15 protein-coding genes are annotated in these 16,544 nt (G+C 44.5%); 11 read left to right on the top strand and 4 right to left on the bottom strand.

All coding sequences use genetic code 11. The annotated features are described in order from the left end of the window. Nucleotides 1–997, bottom strand: a 997-nt coding sequence (locus AB5542_RS19360; RefSeq protein ID WP_368243352.1) for a fumarate hydratase, incomplete at its 3' end; no start/stop codon positions are given. Between the two features lie 153 nt (nt 998–1,150). Continuing rightward, entirely contained in the window at nt 1,151–3,718 is a 2,568-nt protein-coding gene (locus AB5542_RS19355) for a zinc-dependent metalloprotease (RefSeq protein ID WP_087419881.1), read from the bottom strand. Between the two features lie 196 nt (nt 3,719–3,914). On the opposite strand from AB5542_RS19355, the gene AB5542_RS19350 reads away from it, so the two are divergent. The 11 genes from AB5542_RS19350 to AB5542_RS19300 all read left to right on the top strand — a co-directional run bounded on the left by AB5542_RS19350 (nt 3,915) and on the right by AB5542_RS19300 (nt 15,007). Further along, a complete protein-coding gene (locus tag AB5542_RS19350) occupies nt 3,915–5,156 on the top strand; it encodes a M48 family metallopeptidase (RefSeq protein ID WP_279041048.1) in 1,242 nt (413 codons plus the stop codon). 12 nt (nt 5,157–5,168) lie between these two features. After that, nucleotides 5,169–6,413, top strand: a complete 1,245-nt coding sequence (locus AB5542_RS19345) for a competence/damage-inducible protein A (protein WP_118305044.1) — start codon at nt 5,169–5,171, stop codon at nt 6,411–6,413. A 385-nt stretch (nt 6,414–6,798) separates the two neighbouring features. After that, nucleotides 6,799–7,866, top strand: coding sequence for a hypothetical protein (locus AB5542_RS19340; protein ID WP_279041050.1), 1,068 nt, complete (start codon nt 6,799–6,801; stop codon nt 7,864–7,866). Between the two features lie 366 nt (nt 7,867–8,232). Then, nucleotides 8,233–9,414, top strand: coding sequence for an OmpA family protein (locus AB5542_RS19335; RefSeq protein ID WP_229128181.1), 1,182 nt, complete (start codon nt 8,233–8,235; stop codon nt 9,412–9,414). Between the two features lie 179 nt (nt 9,415–9,593). Continuing rightward, nucleotides 9,594–10,142: a peptidylprolyl isomerase gene (locus AB5542_RS19330; RefSeq protein ID WP_027201156.1), complete on the top strand. Its 549-nt coding sequence runs from the start codon at nt 9,594–9,596 to the stop codon at nt 10,140–10,142. A gap of 158 nt (nt 10,143–10,300) precedes the next feature. After that, nucleotides 10,301–11,380, top strand: a complete 1,080-nt coding sequence (gene aroC, locus AB5542_RS19325) for a chorismate synthase (RefSeq protein ID WP_279041053.1) — start codon at nt 10,301–10,303, stop codon at nt 11,378–11,380. 82 nt (nt 11,381–11,462) lie between these two features. After that, nucleotides 11,463–11,753 (top strand): hypothetical protein, encoded by a 291-nt coding sequence (locus AB5542_RS19320; RefSeq protein WP_027201158.1) that lies wholly within the window; start codon nt 11,463–11,465, stop codon nt 11,751–11,753. Nucleotides 11,754–11,810: 57 nt separating this feature from the next. Further along, entirely contained in the window at nt 11,811–12,521 is a 711-nt protein-coding gene (locus AB5542_RS19315; RefSeq protein WP_270542653.1) for a M48 family metallopeptidase, read from the top strand. Between the two features lie 245 nt (nt 12,522–12,766). Next, on the top strand, nt 12,767–13,303 hold the full coding sequence (locus AB5542_RS19310; protein ID WP_279041056.1) for an NUDIX hydrolase: 537 nt from the start codon (nt 12,767–12,769) through the stop codon (nt 13,301–13,303). A 5-nt stretch (nt 13,304–13,308) separates the two neighbouring features. Further along, nucleotides 13,309–13,815, top strand: coding sequence for an O-acetyl-ADP-ribose deacetylase (locus AB5542_RS19305; RefSeq protein ID WP_279041058.1), 507 nt, complete (start codon nt 13,309–13,311; stop codon nt 13,813–13,815). A gap of 112 nt (nt 13,816–13,927) precedes the next feature. Further along, complete coding sequence (locus tag AB5542_RS19300) at nt 13,928–15,007, top strand: Mrp/NBP35 family ATP-binding protein (protein ID WP_087419888.1); 1,080 nt, start codon at nt 13,928–13,930, stop codon at nt 15,005–15,007. A gap of 305 nt (nt 15,008–15,312) precedes the next feature. On the opposite strand, the gene AB5542_RS19295 is transcribed toward AB5542_RS19300, so the two are convergent. Both AB5542_RS19295 and AB5542_RS19290 read right to left on the bottom strand, forming a co-directional pair. After that, nucleotides 15,313–16,002, bottom strand: coding sequence for an RluA family pseudouridine synthase (locus tag AB5542_RS19295; protein WP_118305100.1), 690 nt, complete (start codon nt 16,000–16,002; stop codon nt 15,313–15,315). A gap of 85 nt (nt 16,003–16,087) precedes the next feature. Further along, nucleotides 16,088–16,544: 3-methyl-2-oxobutanoate hydroxymethyltransferase (locus tag AB5542_RS19290; RefSeq protein ID WP_368243350.1), on the bottom strand; the 457-nt coding region annotated here is incomplete at its 5' end.

Below are 16,544 nucleotides of genomic sequence, written 5' to 3'. Positions count from 1 at the left end.
GGAAGATACCGTCTTCCGTGATTTTAGCCTTGATGTTCCGGTCGGCACTACAACTTACACCGATACCCACGGGGCAGGATGCTGCGTGACGAGGCATACGGATGACACGTACGTCGTGTACCCAGTATTTACCACCGAATTGAGCACCGATACCCATGTCTTGACAGATTTTCTGAATTTTGGCTTCCCATTCCAGATCACGGAATGCCTGACCGCCATCATTTCCTTCGGTCGGAAGATTGTCATAATATCCTGCGGAAGCTTTCTTCACGGTTGTCAGACAGGCCTCGGCGGAGGTTCCACCAATGACTACTGCCAGATGGTAGGGAGGACAGGCTGATGTTCCCAAGTCTTTCACTTTATCCTTGATGAACTTGGTCAGTGCTTCCTCGGTCAACAAGGCTTTGGTCTGTTGGTACAGGAACGTCTTGTTTGCAGAACCACCGCCTTTGGTGATGAACAGGAACTCGTATTTATTTCCTTGAGTGGCATACAGGTCGATTTGAGCCGGCAGGTTCGTGCCGCTGTTTTTCTCATCGAACATGGTGTAGGGAACTACTTGAGAATAACGCAGGTTACGATCCCGATAGGTTTCGAAAACTCCCTTGCTGATGGCTTCCGCATCATTACCGTCAGTCCACACGTTTTCGCCTTTCTTACCGATAGCGATGGCTGTGCCCGTGTCTTGGCAGGTGGGAAGTTCGCCTTCGGCGGAAACCACTTGGTTCATCAACATGGTATGGGCCACGAATTTATCATTGTCGCTGGCTTCTGGATCTTTCAGTATATTAGCTAATTTCTGCAAGTGAGAGGCACGCAGGTAAAAAGAAACATCTGCATAGGCTTCACGGGCGAGTAATTCAAGCCCTTCTTTTTGAATTTTCAATATTTTACGTCCTTCAACTTCGATGGTTTTCACGTAGTCTTTTGTCAGTAAGCGATATTCCGTATTGTCTTTTTGAATCGGAAATGGTTCTTGATACTTGAATTCTGCCATAATTCTTTATTGTTTTAGTGTTGTTAATATTTTTATTCCTATAACGGAAAAATTTCTTTAATATGTCGCAACGAAATTAGAATTAATAAATGAGAAGTCCAATAAAAAAGCCGGACAAATTTGGTCCGGCTTTTATGAATATTAGGCTAATGACTAGTCTTTGAATAACTTGTCAATAGTCATGATTTGGTAATCGTAGAATGCGCGGGTAGCGGCATTTCCGGTTCCCCGTTTTTCTTTGTAAAGAGCTTGTACTTTTTTCAACAATGATAACATGGCAGGACGTCCTACTGATGCAGGAAGTGTTGCAGCATTCATTGTCATACGGAAGTAGTCATATTCTCCCAGATTACATGCCGCATGGCTACAAAGTTTATGTTGGCTATTTACACTGTTTTCTAAAGTTGCCAATGCCTCGGTCGGATCGATAGAAGTAAGTCTTTTCGGTGCAGAGGCCGCAGGAGTAGCTTGAAGACCACTCATTTGGCAGGCAATGGTTACTAAAGCAGCTTGCAAGTTCATTTCTTCGTGAGAAAGTGAACGGGATGCAAGGGTCGGAGCCATAAGTAATTTATAAGCGTCATTTACATAAGCATCAAGCTTATAAGCGTCTTTTTGGCCGGAACGTTCTCCCTCGTATATACTACCAAGAGTAGCCGCGTTGAAGATTTTACCTACCACAGCGTATTGTAATTGATCGTACATATTCGGGTTTAATTCCAATTTCTCTCTCAGGTCATTCGTGATCAACCATTTCGGGCAGGTCGTTACTTCGTTTACTAACCATTTGATCGCTTCTTGTTGTTTGGCTCTCGGGATGTATTTTTTAGCTACACCACCTTTGCCGTCTTGTACCAGGTCCGTGAATTCAACACCACCGGGGTAAGCCAACACGTGGCTAAGCATTCTTTGGTACTGGCTCAGGATTCCATTGTAGTACATTTTTATGTCTTTATACGAGGCTCCCGGTTTGCTGCACCATTGTTCCAAGTTGTTCATGATGATCTTGAGGTTCTTGATACAAAGTGAATTGGCTTTCACGTGATCATCCCCTAAATCTTCTGTCTGGTCAGTCGGGTCAAGTGTCTGCGGGAATTGCTGCGCCCCGAAACGATACATCGGATCGTCAGATTTTTCTTCGATCCAGCTATTTAATGTTGCGACTTCGGCTTCCGGGGTATTAGCGTTCGGAATGATCCGGTAACCCCAGTTGATAGCGTAAATATCGTATACTCCTAATACGGGCGGAACGAGGTTTACACCGCGTTCGTAGTCTCCGGGTTGAGCCACGTAGTTGTTACGGGCGTAGTCCATGATACTCGGGGTGGTTCCGTATTTTTTCGTGAATGACGGACTGCGCAAAGAGTCCACGGGGAAAGAGTAACTTGCACCCATGTTGTGCATCAGGCCTAACGTGTGTCCGATCTCGTGTGATGCCACGTAACGTAAAGATTCATTCATCACGTCGTCACTGAATACTTCCGTACGAACGCGAGGATCAACGGCTCCCGTCTGAACGAAACGCCAATCGTGTACAAGAGAGATCACGTTGTGATACCAGATCACGTCTGCCACGAGAATTTCACCGCTACGAGGATCCACGTAACTCGGTCCCATAGCGTTAGCAGTAGGTGTTACGGCATAACGCACACAATTGTAACGAATATCGTCCGGGTCAAAGTTCGGATCGTCGGTCGGGTAATCTTTGGCGATAACTACATTTTTGAAACCTGCTTTTTCGAAAGCGATGTTCCAGTCCTCGATACCTTGTTTAACGGCACCTCTCCATTTTTCAGGGAAAGCATTATCCACGTAGAATACAATCGGTTTTACCGGTTCCACGAGTTCTCCGCGCAAGTAAGCAGCCATATCTTTCGGCTCGATTCTCCAACGGTGGATAAATTCGAAATCTTCCACGCGGTCTTTATCGCTCGTGTAGAAGTTCCGGGGAGTACTGAAATAGCCAACACGTCTGTCTTTGTAACGCATGGGCATGGGATCTTTATCCAGTTCAACAATAGAACGACGAACAACAAGGGTAAGAGGACCGTTTTGTCCGTTATAGTTCATTTGAGAGGAGATTTCCATGTTTCGAGGGAAGTTCTTTACTTCTTTCACGCGAGATGCGGATGGGTCGAACATGGCGCTCGGTTTTTTACCCGTCATCGGGCTGGAGCCCATCGGGGTAATACATTTTTCATCCCGTCCGAAGAACGCGGTCATGTCGATCAACAGCGTGTCACCCTTGGTGGCTTTCACCTCGAAGGTCTTCATGATCGGGTCATTGAAGTTCCGTTTGAAAGATGGGGCGATAGGATCACCTTCTCTTAACACGTCCTCGCAAAGCACGGAGTGCATGTATACGTTCGTGGAATCCGTTGAGAAACGAACCATGAACGGATCGTCGATCATCTGGCCTGCCACGAAATCGGTCGGGGCGCTGGTTTCAGAAAGACGATTGGCAATCAAGTAGATCTTGTCCAAGTTACGAGCCTGGATTGCCCACATTAAGGTTCCTTTCGGGGTGTAGTAAGCATCAATAACTCCCGGTAAGTGTTTAGCTCCTTTCACTTGCTTGTCGAAAGCAGATTCTTTAGGAGCAGGAGGTGTTGCGGTCTGTTCGGTTTTTGCTTTTTTCTTCTTTTTCTTGAAAGGGAAAGCTTGTGCCGTGGACCCTGCAAGTAATGACAGGGCGACAACCGCGAGTAAAATTTTCCTCATAGTTCTCTTCGTTTAATCAATTAATTATATCTCGTTTATTAGATTTGTGTACATACATATTTATGTGCAACGTTTTCAACAGCGGGCGAAGGTATGTAAAAAAGAATCGAATTTATCTTACCGTTTTGTTAAAGTTTCATCCGAAAGACGATTATTATTGTACCTTTGCAAGCAATGAATCTTAAAAACAGATAAAATGAGTTCCGAAACCATATTTTTTATCATTGTTGTTTTCCTGTGCTTGGATTTCGTGTTGGAGAGAGTATTGGAGTCTTTGAATTCTAAACATATGTCTCCCGTGTTACCTGATAGTCTGAAGGGAATTTATGACGAGAAGGAATACAGTCGGTTTCAATCCTACAAGCGGGAAAACGGGAGGTTGGATAGTTGGAGTTCCGGGGTCGGCTTTGTCGTGATGATCGTGTTTCTCGTGGCAGGAGGTTTCGGGTGGTATAATAGTTGGGTGGTTTCTTTGACGGATAGTGTGGTTTGGCAGACCATTCTTTTCGTGGTGGGGCTTTCCGTGGTCTCTTCCGTGTTGGATATACCTTTTGATTATTATGCGACTTTTCGGATAGAGGAAAAGTATGGTTTTAACAAGACTACGAGGCGGGTCTACTGGTTGGATACGGTGAAAGAGTTGGTTCTTTCGTTGGTATTGGGAGGGGTATTGTTAGCACTTGTGGTGTGGTTCTACACGTGGGCGGGGACTTATTTTTGGTTGTACGCTTGGGGTGCTGTTACCCTGTTTTCCGTGTTAATGGCCATGTTCTACTCGCAACTGATCGTACCTTTGTTTAATAAGCAGACGCCTTTACAGGAAGGTGCGTTGAGGGATAAGATACAGGCTTTTGCGGGGAAAGTCGGGTTCAAATTGGATAATATATACGTGATTGACGGGTCGAAACGCTCCACGAAAGCAAATGCTTATTTCACGGGGCTGGGGCCTAAAAAGCGGGTCGTGTTGTATGACACGCTGATTGACGAGTTGACGGAAGAGGAAATTGTGGCCGTGCTGGCTCATGAGGTCGGGCATTACAAGAAACGACACACGTTACGTTCTATGGTGGTTTCCGTGATACAGATGGGAGTGCTTTTCTGGTTGTTTTCCTTGTGCGTGAATAATGCGGCTTTGTCAGAGGCGCTGGGCGGGGACTGGGCATATTTCCAGCTGGGATTAATCGCTTTTGCCATTTTGTATTCTCCCGTGAATTTGATTTTTGGGGTCGGGATGAACGTGTGGTCCCGGAGTAACGAGTACGAGGCGGATGCTTTTGCGGCCCGGTATTACGAGAGTGATTACCTGGTGTCCGGTTTGAAGAAAATATCGGTGAAATCGTTAAGTAACTTGACACCCCATCCCTTGTACGAGTATATCTATTATTCTCATCCGTCGTTATTGAAACGGATAGATGCTATAAAACGTATTCACGAATAAAAATATAAACGAATGAAAGCTATTATTATTACTATCGGGGACGAGATTCTGTTAGGACAGATTCTGGACACGAATTCACAATATATTTCGAGGCAGTTGACCCGTTTGGGGGCCGAGGTGGCGGATATTTTGTCTATTGCCGATCAGCGGGAGGAGATTTGGCAGTGGGTGGATTACGCGATGAAACAGGCGGAACTAATCATCGTGACCGGGGGATTGGGACCGACAAAGGATGACGTGACGAAAAAGGTGCTGGCAGAATATTTCGATACTCGTTTGGTGATGAATGAAGACGTGTTAAAATGGATCGGAAAGTTGCTGGAGAACGGGGGGATGAGAATGAACGAGGGGAATCGTAGTCAGGCTATCCTACCGGAATCGGCCAAAATTCTTTACAATCGGAAAGGGACGGCTTCCGGGATGTGGTTTGAACGGGACGGAAAGGTTTTGGTGTCTCTGCCGGGTGTTCCTTTCGAGATGGAGGATTTGATGATCCAGTGCGTGATCCCGGAATTGCAGCGCTTGTATCCGCATTTGCATCTGGATTACAGGATGTTGAAAGTGTATGACATCCCGGAATCGGAGTTGGCTCTTTTGTTGGAGAAATGGGAAGAACATTTGCCGGAAGGGTTCAGCTTGGCTTACCTGCCGTCGCCGGGATTTGTGAAGTTGCGCCTGACGGCTAAGGGGGATCAGGTTTTTAACCTGGATGCCCGTTACGATAGCTTGAAAGAGGCTCTTGAAGGCCAGCGTTACACGGAAGGAGAGAATGGCGGGACGGAACGGGAGCTTGGGGAATTACTGATGTTGAAGGGAAAGACGATTGCCACGGCAGAGAGTTGCACGGGTGGAAATATTGCGGCTCAGCTCACGTCGATAGCCGGTTCTTCCGCCTACTTTAGAGGGAGCGTGGTGGCGTATGCCAATGACGTGAAGGAACGGGTGCTGGGAGTTCGTCCTGAAAGTTTGGAACAATTCGGGGCAGTCAGTGAACCCGTGGTACGGCAGATGGCAGAAGGAGCCCGCCGTTTGATCGGGACGGATTATGCCGTTTCTACTTCCGGAATTGCCGGGCCGACTGGCGGTACGGCGGAGAAACCGGTGGGAACCGTGTGGATCGGGGTTGCCGGACCGGAAAGAACGATTGCTCGCAAGTTCGTGTTCTCGTTTACCCGTGAAAGAAATATTGGTAAGGCCACGATGAAGGCGATTGAAATGGTTATCGAAGAAGTGCGTAACGGGGCAGTAAATAGATGAATTGTTTATAAAGTGAATCCGTCGTGAATCATAGTAAAAAGGCGGGTCTCGGTAAACTTTTTTGTATTTCATGTTCCTATTTCGAAAATATAAATTACATTTGCACATCTCACTCAGAAAATAATACAACGTGTAGCAACGCTGAAGGTATTATAAAGCCTCCGGTGCGTGGCTATGCGTAGTGTTAAATTTTGGGTGAGATCTTAATTTACAGTCCGGAGGCTTTTATGTTTTGTATGTAATGTAAATAATACATATTGATATTGTTCGTAGGGTAACAATTTTAAAATTCTAATTTCACTAAAATAGCGGGGCCGTGACGGTTACCCGCTTTTCTTTTGTGCTTGGCAGGAATTTTGTTATATTTGAGGAATAAATCTTTGCTATGAGAAAGTTTACATTGTTACTGTTTTTCGTTGTTCTTTGGTCGTTTTCTTACGCTCAGATGGGTGGAGAACAATATTTTGTTGATATACATGGTGATTTGCGTTATGAATCCCGGGATAGATTTCAAGCATCACTTTCCACGAATATCTTCGGGGATAAGGTTTACAAGGATAATCGGGGAAACGAGGTGAAGTATTTGAAGGCGATGTGGGAGAAGGTGCCGGGGAAGGATAGACCTTATTTTGAAGATTTCTTGTTCTCTGAACTGATACATAAATATCGGGATCGGAGAAACGTGCATGAGGTGTATGAAATCGATATTTTTGGAGATGCACGATACCGGAATAATCAGGGACAATCCATGACATTAAGGCGGAATATTATGGGGGAGTTGGAATATTCCAGTAACGAGTTTCGAGCCACGTTAGGAAAAGATATTTTTGATAATATAATATACAAGGATAACCGGGGAAATAAGGTGACCTATTCAAAAGAGTTTCTTGACAAGTTCCGAAGAGGAAGGCATAGAGGAGACAGGAATGTTGAAGAGTTTTTGTTGTTAGGATTAGCCAAAGATGTCGGGAAAAAGAAAAATTACACGGAAGAGTATACCGTGGATATATTCGGAAATGTTGAATACAAGAATAGCGAGGGACGTCGGGTTTCGATAAAGAAAGATATTTTTGATGGTTTCGAGTATAAGGATAACCAGGGGGTAAGTCTTTCTATCCGGAAGGATATTTTTGATCATGTGCAGGTAAATGATGGCAGGGGAAATAAAGTGGATGTCGGGAGAGATATTTTCGGAGATCTCCAGGTGAAAGATAATAAGGGAAATAAATGGAGTGTAGAACGGGATATATTCGGGGATTTGAAGTTTCGTCATAATTATAAAGAGTGTGCAACTTTGAAGAAGAATATTTTTGATGAGAGAGAATATTCCGATAATAAGGGGAATAAAGTCAAGTATTCGAAGGAGGCGTGGGATAAGATGATAAAGAGGTACGGGGATGACGAGAAGGTTTTTTCGATGTTGTTAAAAAAGTTTTTCGTGGAATATCGTTAAGACCTTTTGTCATGCGATTGGGATTTTGGCATATACTATGGCGATGATTGTATTGTAGTCTGTCAATAAGGCAGGCGTGCGTGTTAGAGGTGTGTTGATTTGCAATTTTTTTACGTTCTTAATTTTAGCTTTATGGGTATATTTATGTCGATTGTCGTGTTTTATTAACAAAAAGATATTGTTTTTGGCATAATATTTGTTAATTATCTCCTTGTTTGAATTGGTATAAAGTTAATTAAAATTTTTAGTGTGATTTTTTCCTATGGGAGTGTAACATTTTTAAACGAAGTCCCGTATTTCGAGTGTTATTTAAGATCAGCTTAGATATATAACAAGCAAACAATAGTTAACAAACAGATGATGAATATGAAAAAGACGTTTATTTTGTTATTTGTAGCGATTTTGCCGTTATTGGCTAGTGCACAAAAAGAAGAGGTAAAAGTGACTGTGGTAGAAGAAGAATCTACGGCTCCATGGCGTGGCTTCGTTACCAATAAATTTTGGGATAACTGGTTTATTTCAATAGGTGCCGGTGGGCAAGTTTACTTTGGAGAAAGTGATAGTAAGGATGATTTCGGGCGTCGGATTACCCCGGCATTTGATTTCTCCGTGGGGAAATGGCTGATGCCGACATTAGGGATTCGGGCTCAAGTTGGTGGTTTCACGTTAAAAGGTTTGACGAGTGATCCTGCAAATATTTACGCTAAGGGTCCTTCTCGTGTAGACGGATATTACAAACAAAAATGGCAACAGTTTAACGTGCATGTTGATGGATTATTGAACCTTTCAAACTGGATCGGCGGTTATCGTACGGATCGTTTCTACGAGGCAGTGCCGTTTGCCGGTTTTGGAATGATTCATGGTTGTTCTTCCGTGGACAACACAAAGTTCATGTTCGTGGCAGGTTTGATCAATAAAATGCGTTTATCTAATGCTTTTGACTTTAATATCGAAATCAAGGGTAGTTTGGTTCCCCAGGCATTTGACGGTGAAACTGGCGGCAGCAAGGGAGAAGGTATTTTGGGTGTAACAGCCGGATTTACTTATAAATTCAACCAGCGTAATTTTAGAAGAGAGAAACCGACAGAAATCATTTCTACCGGAGTTTCACCGGAAATGTTGAGTGCTGCAGAGGCTAAATTGGCAGAGCAAATTCGTCGGGCAGATCGTTTGCAGGATGAGTTGAATCAAGCTCGTAAAGCTCAACCGCAAGTAGTTAAAGAGGTAAAAGCAGCTCCATTGGCTATTTTCTTCAATATCAACAAAGCAAACATTAGCGCCAAGGAAATGATTAACTTGAAATACTACGCAGAGATTATCAAGAACAATCCGAATCAAGTTTACAAGGTTACCGGATACGCAGACAAAGCAACAGGTACTCCTGCTTACAATCAGAAGTTAAGCGAGAAACGCGCTCAGAACGTGGCAGATGCTTTAGTGAAGAAATTTGGAGTTAAGGCCAGTCAATTGCAAGTCGTTGGCAAGGGTGGTGTTGACAATCTTTACGAGGGTGGAGTTCAATTGAGCCGCGTGGTTATCGTTGAATGATATTAAGACTACATAACTACTAACCATTTATACATTTTAGAGGCCGGGGTAAAGGGTGATACTTTTATCCCGGTCTTATTTTATTGCTCTTGCGGTTTTATGTAACTTTTAGCTTTTCGCTTTCAGCTTTTCGCTTAATTAGTTGTATCTTTGCCCGTGAATAATTAAAAAACAGAGAAATGATAACAAAGAATAAGTTTGTAACCGTGAGTTACGAGTTGAGAACGGCAGCGGATGCAGAACCCATTGAGATAGCTGACGAAAAAACTCCCCTGGAGTTTATTTGCGGTCAAGGGCAAACGCTGGAATATTTCGAAATGAACCTGTTGAATTTGAATACGGGAAATTCTTTCGATTTTCATATCCCGTCAGCTAACGCTTACGGAGAGGTGAACGAGGACATGATTGTAGAGTTACCTAAAGATATATTTGCGGAAGTTGAGGCGGAAGAGTTGATTCCCGGAAACGTGCTGCCAATGCAGGATAGTTTGGGACGGCACCTGAACGGGACAATCGTTACCGTGGGTGACGATACGGTGACCATGGATTTCAATCACCCGATGGCCGGCAAAGATTTGTTTTTCAAGGGTAAGGTGTTGGCAGTAAGAGACGCTACTGATGAAGAATTGGAAAGCTTACATTCGCACAAATGTGGCGGTTGCCACGGTTGTGGGTCTGATGGCGGTTGCGGTTCAGAACACTCTTGCGGTGACGGTTGCTGCCACTAATTAATTGAAAATGAAAAATTGAAAATGGAAAATTGGGATGATCAAGTCTTGGTTTTCCATTTTTTATACAGACCAAAAGTTTAATCCATGTTGATCTTTGAATATTGAAGTGTTGTTTTCCTTCATTTTCAATTTTCAATTTTCAATTTTCAATTGTTATGAACACGATTGGTAAGTTATACACATTAACCTCTTTCGGTGAGTCACATGGGGAGGCGCTGGGGGGTGTGATTGACGGGTGTCCGGCGGGACTTCCCTTGTCGGTGGACGAGATTCAGCATGAACTGGACCGAAGGAGACCGGGACAGTCTTCCGTGACTACTTCGAGAGGGGAAGACGACCGGGTGGAAATTCTTTCGGGAGTATTCGAAGGGGTGACTACAGGGGCTCCTATTGGTTTTATCGTGTGGAATAAGGATCAGCGGAGTCGGGATTATGACGAGATAAAAGATTTATTCCGTCCGTCTCATGCCGACTACACGATGCAGGAGAAATATGGTATTCGGGATTACCGGGGCGGGGGACGTTCGTCAGCCCGGGAACACGTGGTTCGTGTGGTGGGGGGAGCTGTGGCTCGTCAGATTTTGAAAAGATTGGGTATTTTCGTTCATGGTTACACGTCTCAAGTGGGGCCGATCGTGTTGAATAAAACTTATCACGAGCTAAATTTGGAGGAAACGGATGCCAATGTGGTACGTTGTCCTGATTCGGTGGTAGCGGGGGAAATGGAATTGTTTATCCGAAAAGTACAGGAGGAACAGGATAGTGTGGGTGGGGTCGTGAGTTGTGTTATCCGGGGAGTTCCCGTGGGAGTGGGAGAACCCGTGTTTGATCGTTTTCAGGCCCGGTTGGGATATTACATGATGGGGATTAATGCGGTAAAAGGTTTCGAGTATGGCGAGGGATTCCATGCTGCAAGTATGCGGGGGAGTGAGCATAATGATGCTTTCGTGATGAGAAACGGGCAAGTGAGGACCTTGACAAATCATGCCGGGGGAGTTCTGGGAGGAATCACTAGCGGGGAAGATATTTATTTCCGGGTTGCTTTTAAGCCCGTGGCAACGATTGGGCAGGAGCAACAAACCGTGAATTGTTTCGGGAAAGAGGTGACTTTCATAGCCCGGGGACGTCATGATCCATGCGTGGTGCCTCGTGCGGTTCCCGTGGTGGAGGCGATGGCTGCCATGCTGGTATTGGATATGATGCTGGAGGCCGGGAAAGTACCCTCTCGGGTATGAAAGAAGTAAATATTTTTTTGACAATAAGCTTGTTTAGGATGATATTCTTTATTAATTTTGTTGGAAATTAAATATCAGTGTTATGGCAAGTATTAGAAGATTGAAGAAAGATGTTGATTATTTGACTTTCGCGGTAATCGCCGATTGCATGAATTACAATTCTAGCGTGGGGAAGAGTGAGCCGGAAGTTGTTAACATCGTGAAAAAGATGGTTGAATATAGAAATGAAACGAGAAGTAAAATTTCTGCTCGTAAATCATTTAACGATAAGAAAGAAGCTAGATCTTATTATAAAGGAATATCTATCGATCTATTGAAAACAGTAGACGGAGAATTTACCCGTTTGAGCGAGTTGGTAAAACAGAACGCTTAAATGATGATTGCCCCCAAATGTTTGAGCTACCACGTTCTGTGGTAGCTCTTTTTGATGATGAACGACGAGATTGTATTACCGGGAATCGGCAAGATAAAGGTGAGACGGGGAAAGAATATCCGTTTCCTCTCGGTGCGAATGGCACCGGGTAGAGGCGTGTGGGTAAACGTTCCTTTTGGGGTAAGCGGACGGCAGGTAGAGGAATTCGTGCATACACAACGGGACTGGATAGTGCAGAATTTGGCGAAGATCAAAGTCTACGAGAAAGACACGGGGGTGGGGTTAGGCATGGATTCCGAGGTGAAGACGAAGTTCCACGTGCTGAAAGTGCTTGCTTGTGATGAACTGCGTCCATACTATAAGATCGAGGGGAAGGAAATCCGCCTGTATATTCCCCGTGGTACGGCATACTCGAAAATTGCTCCCTACGTGGAGAATTTCTTGGTAGAGATTTATCGTATGGAGAGTAAGCGTTACTTGCCGGGACGCGTAAGGGAACTGGCTGGACAGTTTGGTTTCCGTTACCGGGCATTGTCTTTTCGGAATAATATATCGAACTGGGGGAGTTGTTCGGCGGATGATAATATCAGCTTGAACGTGAAATTGATGAAATTGCCGGATGAGATTATTGATTACGTGATTCTGCACGAGTTATGTCATACGGTTGAAAAGAATCATTCCAGTAATTTTTGGGCGTTGATGGAAAAAGTGTGTCCCGGGTGTATGCAATTGCGTCGTAGGTTACGTCAGTATAATACCAGAGTTTGAACGGTATTTTTTCTTCACGGCTTGCTAGCCAGAACGTGAGAATGAACACGATTCCCAACATAAATAATAACATTTCGACTCTTTTCATGATGCAAGTTTTAATATACGTTTTATGCTGAAATGTGGCCAAATGTTACGTTCTCGGGCGTTTTTTATTGATTTATTTGTAAATGTTGGGAAAAGAGGAATCCAGCTTGAGGTTAATTCGTTATATTTGGTAGTTATTTCTTAAATAAGTGAAGACAATGGAAGGACAATATTGTTATCAATACCCTCGTCCGGCGGTGACCACGGATTGCGTGATCTTCGGGTTTGATGGGGAGATATTGAAGGTGTTATTGGTAGAACGGGGGGGCGAACCCTATAAAGGTTGCTGGGCATTTCCGGGTGGGTTCTTGAATATGGACGAGACGACGGATGAATGTGCCGTGCGAGAATTGGAGGAAGAAACGGGCTTGAGAGATGTGTTTGTAGAGCAATTACAGGCTTTCTCCGATGTAGATCGGGATCCCCGGGGACGGACAATTACGGTGGCTTATTATGCTTTGGTGAATCCCGTGGGAATAAAAGTGGCCGGATATGACGATGCGGCAGATGCTCGATGGTTCACCTTGTCGGATATACCTTCTCTGGCTTTTGATCATGAACACGTGTTGCAGGTGGCATTACATCGTCTGGCATTAAAAGTTTATTTACAATTGAACGGGATCGAGAAACCGGATGAACATTTTAAGGGATTTGACTTGAAGCGTTTGCAGGATCTGATTCCTGATAAATTATAGAATATATGGATAGATTGGAAATCGTTGAGGTGGATATTACCACGTTGGACGTGGATGCAATCGTGAATGCGGCGAATACTTCCTTGCTGGGAGGTGGAGGAGTTGACGGAGCTATTCACAGAGCTGCTGGGAAAGAGTTGTTGGCGGAATGTCGGACGTTGAACGGATGCCGAACCGGAGAGGCGAAAATTACAAAAGGGTATAATCTGAAAGCTCGTCACGTGATTCACACGGTAGGACCGGTTTATTCTAACGGGCGACAGGGGAAACCGGAGTTGTTGGCGGCATGTTACCGGAATAGTCTTGCCTTGGCCGTGGAGAACGGTTTGAAAACCATCGCTTTTCCTCTGATCAGTACGGGTGTGTATGGTTATCCGTTGGAGGAGGCAACCCCGATTGCTTTGCGTGAGATCAAGGTCTTCTTGGAGACACATCCGGATTTTGAGCGGGTGATTATTGCTTGTTTTAGTCGTAAGGCTTATGATTTGTATATGCAATTGACAATGGAATAATGACAATAATTTGTAACCTTTAAGCCTGTTGACCTTAACAAAACGAATGTTTGTTGGGAAATTAATTTATAAACAGTAATTTTGTCTGGAAGATTTATAAAAAACAGATATTATGCAAGAGATAGTAAAAGAGATACGTGACGTTTTGTCGGAAGTGAAATATCCCGGCACTTCGAAGAGTATCGTTGCGCTGGATATGGTGCAGAATATAAAGGCTGAGGACGGTAAGGTGGATTTCCGCTTGGTATTCCAAAAGTCCAATGACCCGTTCGTGGGAGCGGTGAGAAAAAAATGTGAATCTCTGTTGAAAGAGAAATTAGGATATACAACCGTGGAGATTGAAACCGTGTTCGTACATGACTTGGAGAAACCTTTGGCCTTGGAGAAGGTGAAACATATTGTTGCCGTATCTTCGGGTAAAGGAGGAGTTGGTAAATCAACGGTAGCTTCAAACTTGGCGGTAGCTTTGGCTAAATTGGGGTATAAAGTCGGGTTGGTGGATGCTGATATTTACGGGCCTTCCATGCCGAAAATGTTCGGGTGTGAGGATGCCAGTCCTTACATGGTAGAAGTGGGAGGTAAGGAGTTGATCGAGCCGGTTGTGAAGTATGGGGTGAAGTTGTTGTCTATCGGTTTCTTCGTGGACCCGGATTCAGCAACCGTGTGGAGAGGACCGATGGCTTCCAATGCTTTAAAACAGATGGTTGAAGGCGGTTTCTGGGACGAACTGGACTTTATGCTGATCGACCTTCCTCCGGGAACAAGTGATATTCACTTGACTTTGGTACAAACTGTCGCTTTGAGTGGTGCAATCGTGGTTAGTACCCCACAACAGGTGGCTTTGGCTGACGCCGTGAAGGGGATCAATATGTTTGAATCTCCGGGAATACAAGTTCCCGTGTTGGGATTGGTTGAGAATATGTCTTGGTTTACTCCTGCGGAATTGCCGAATAATAAATATTATATCTTCGGTAAAGAGGGTGCCAAGAAATTGGCTGACGAGAGGGGATTGCGTCTGTTGGGACAAATTCCAATCGTGCAGAGCATCATGGAAGGAGGCGAGAATGGTAGCCCGGTAGCGTTGGATGAAGATAGTGTCACCGGACAGGCATTTATAGAACTGGCTCGTAATGTAGCTCACGCTGTGGATGAAACAGGAGAGACTGCAAAACGGGTTCGGGTAACGAAATAATGGAGAAAGGGGCTTGAAAAAGCCCCTTTCAAACTCCCTCCCCCCTTCGGGGTACTCCCCTTACTAATTTTAGATTTAATGATTTTAGATTTTAGATTTCCACCCACAAAATCAACGCTTCTAAATTTCCTACTTTCAACTTTTAGTTTTTATCTTTTAACTTTTATCTTTCTCTGGCGGAGGGAGAGTTAAAATACCCCCTGTCTTCGGGAAGAGTCACCAGCTCCTCCTCTGTTTATAGAGGAGGTGGCACGAAGTGACGGAGGAGTTTTTTGAAATAAAATAACTTTTTGGACAGCCTTTTTTTATGATTCTAAACTCTCGTAGAAGAATTTCCAAAGAGTGTCATTCATAGGTGGAGGGGCGACGATCGTGATCTTTTCCTGTTTCACCGGGTGAGTGAACGTGATTGACCGGGCGTGAAGACTGATTCCACCTCCCTCATTGGAACGGGGGAAACCGTATTTCAAGTCCCCTTTGATCGGGCATCCGATCTTTGCCAACTGGCAACGAATCTGGTGATGGCGTCCCGTGCAAAGTTTTACTTCCAACAAATAGTAACGTTGTCCGCATCCCAATAACTTATATTCCAGGATGGCCTCTTTCGCTCCACTTTTGGGTTTATTGTAAGCATAGGATTTATTCTTTTCAGCATCCCGCACCATGTAATGGGTTAGTTTAGCATGATCTTCTTCGGGAAGATTACCCACAATCGCCCAGTATATTTTGGTGATTTCCTGATCATGTTCCTGGAACATCTTGTTTAACCTTACCAATGCCTTACTGGTTTTGGCGAACAATACGACTCCACTAACCGGGCGATCGACCCGATGAGGAATTCCGAGGTAAACATCCCCCGGTTTGTTGTACTTCTCTTTGATGTATGCCTTAACACGCTCGCTGAGAGGTTCGTCTCCCGTCTGGTCAGCCTGCACAATATCGGAAACCTTTTTGTTGATAGCGATAATGTGGTTATCCTCGTATAATATTTCCAGATTCTTCATGTATTTTTGATTTATGATTTACGATTTATGATTCGTGATTTTTAATCTAAAATCTAAAATCATAAAATCTAAAATTTTAATATTGTTCTCTCTCGTTCGGGAAGTTACCGCTTTTTACATCGTTGATGTAATTCCCCACGGCTCCTGTCATTTCAGCGTACAAGTTGTGGTAACGACGTAAGAATCGGGGAGAAAATTCCTGATTGATTCCCAGCATATCGTGAATCACGAGAACCTGTCCGTCAACGCCACCCCCGGCACCGATTCCGATGATCGGGATGGTTAGTTCTTTGGCGACTTGGGCAGCCAGTTTTGCCGGAATCTTTTCCAGCACGATGGCAAAACATCCGGCCTCTTCCAAAAGGTGGGCATCTTCGATCAGCTTTTTAGCCTCCGCGTCTTCTTGGGCGCGTACCACGTAAGTACCGAATTTATGGATACTTTGCGGGGTCAGTCCGAGGTGTCCCATAACTGGGATTCCGGCTGACAGGATACGTGTTACGGATTCAACGACTTCTCGTCCGCCTTCCAGT

Origin of the sequence: Butyricimonas sp. RTP31003st1_G1_RTP31003_210430, from assembly GCF_040920905.1 — a bacterium.
Classification (GTDB): Bacteria; Bacteroidota; Bacteroidia; order Bacteroidales; family Marinifilaceae; genus Butyricimonas; species Butyricimonas paravirosa.
The sequence above is the reverse complement of the archived record's forward strand: the minus strand, read 5'-3'. Positions and strand labels throughout refer to the sequence as shown.

Excerpts from the sequence above, each read along its gene's own strand:
- AB5542_RS19355 (WP_087419881.1), bottom strand. The coding sequence starts at position 3,718 with ATGAGGAAAATTTTACTCGCGGTTGTCGCCCTGTCATTACTTGCAGGG.
- AB5542_RS19310 (WP_279041056.1), top strand. The coding sequence starts at position 12,767 with ATGGAAGGACAATATTGTTATCAATACCCTCGTCCGGCGGTGACCACG.
- AB5542_RS19340 (WP_279041050.1), top strand. The coding sequence starts at position 6,799 with ATGAGAAAGTTTACATTGTTACTGTTTTTCGTTGTTCTTTGGTCGTTT.
- aroC (WP_279041053.1), top strand. The coding sequence starts at position 10,301 with ATGAACACGATTGGTAAGTTATACACATTAACCTCTTTCGGTGAGTCA.
- AB5542_RS19305 (WP_279041058.1), top strand. The coding sequence starts at position 13,309 with ATGGATAGATTGGAAATCGTTGAGGTGGATATTACCACGTTGGACGTG.
- AB5542_RS19330 (WP_027201156.1), top strand. The coding sequence starts at position 9,594 with ATGATAACAAAGAATAAGTTTGTAACCGTGAGTTACGAGTTGAGAACG.
- AB5542_RS19320 (WP_027201158.1), top strand. The coding sequence starts at position 11,463 with ATGGCAAGTATTAGAAGATTGAAGAAAGATGTTGATTATTTGACTTTC.
- AB5542_RS19335 (WP_229128181.1), top strand. The coding sequence starts at position 8,233 with ATGAAAAAGACGTTTATTTTGTTATTTGTAGCGATTTTGCCGTTATTG.
- AB5542_RS19350 (WP_279041048.1), top strand. The coding sequence starts at position 3,915 with ATGAGTTCCGAAACCATATTTTTTATCATTGTTGTTTTCCTGTGCTTG.
- AB5542_RS19315 (WP_270542653.1), top strand. The coding sequence starts at position 11,811 with ATGAACGACGAGATTGTATTACCGGGAATCGGCAAGATAAAGGTGAGA.
- AB5542_RS19345 (WP_118305044.1), top strand. The coding sequence starts at position 5,169 with ATGAAAGCTATTATTATTACTATCGGGGACGAGATTCTGTTAGGACAG.
- AB5542_RS19300 (WP_087419888.1), top strand. The coding sequence starts at position 13,928 with ATGCAAGAGATAGTAAAAGAGATACGTGACGTTTTGTCGGAAGTGAAA.